Raw genomic sequence first — 1068 nt, 5'->3', positions numbered from 1 at the left:
CACGAGGGCCAGGCGTACGGCGCGTCGGGCGGCGGGGACGGGCGGGGCCGCGGCGCGCAGCAGCGCCGCCGGACGGTCCGGGCCGGGCGCAGCCGGACGTACGCGGTGCGGCCGACCGGGCTGGAGCCTCGGCCCGAGCGCCACTCCTACCTGCGGACGCACACCCGCCGGATCCGCCGCTAGTCCGCGGCTGGAATCGGTCGCCGATCGGATCATCCGATGCTCACCCGGCCGGCGGTGCGTATTCCGTGTGTGAACGACGGCGGACTTGAGAACATGAGCAGTGAGTGACCGCTTCGTCACGCACTGGACACATCGCCGGGCCGTCCGCCCGGCCGCATCCCGATCCTGCGCCGCCCGTCCGTCCGGCGGGCGCCCGGCAGACGGTCCGTCCGACCGCGTGACCCGTCCGACCGCGACGCGTCCGACCCGGGACCCGTCCGGTCCGTGCGAAAGGGACGTCCCGTGGTGCGCAGGCTCCTGCCGACCCTCCTGCTCTCCCTCACCGCCGTGCTCGGGCTGCTGCCGGCCGCCCACGCCGCCCGGGCCGAGCCGGAGCCGTACCCCTCCGCCGAGGACGTCGACCGGGCCAGGGCCGAGGCCGACCGCACGGCCGCCTCGGCCGGAGCCATCGAGGCCGGGCTGGCCGCCGCCAGGGTCGAGCTGGACCGGGCCGGACGCGGCGCCGAGCAGGCCGTGGAGGCCTACAACGGCGCCCAGCTCGCGCTCACCCGGGCCCGCACCGAGGAGACCGCCGCCACGCAACGGGCGGCCGCCGCCGAGACGGAGCGGGTCGCCGCCGTCGAGGACGCCGCCCAGCTCGCCGCCGAAACGTACCGGCAGGGCGCCGGCGCCGAACTGGCCGCGCTCAACGCCCTGCTCGGCGCGCGAGGCCCCCGCGAGCTCGGCGACCGCGCCACCGCGATCGGCGTCGCCAGCGGGCGCACCCGGCAGATCCTCGACGCCGCCACCGCCACGGCCGCCGCCGCGGGCCGCGCCTCCGACGCGGCCCGGACCGCCACCGAGGCCGCCGGGCGCGCCGCCGCCGAGGTCGGCGCCGCGCGCGGC

1 protein-coding gene and 1 pseudogene are annotated in these 1068 nt (G+C 79.3%); both read left to right on the top strand.

The window, feature by feature from the left end:
* Nucleotides 1-183 (top strand): hypothetical protein (locus tag ACFVU9_RS45515; protein WP_387604000.1); only part of this gene is annotated, 183 nt, incomplete at its 5' end.
* 282 nt (nucleotides 184-465) lie between these two features.
* Nucleotides 466-1068: pseudogene (locus tag ACFVU9_RS45510) on the top strand (hypothetical protein); the annotation flags it as partial.

This window comes from Kitasatospora sp. NPDC057936, from assembly GCF_042887525.1.
In the GTDB taxonomy this organism is placed as follows: Bacteria; Actinomycetota; Actinomycetes; order Streptomycetales; family Streptomycetaceae; genus Kitasatospora.
The sequence above is the reverse complement of the archived record's forward strand: the minus strand, read 5'-3'. Positions and strand labels throughout refer to the sequence as shown.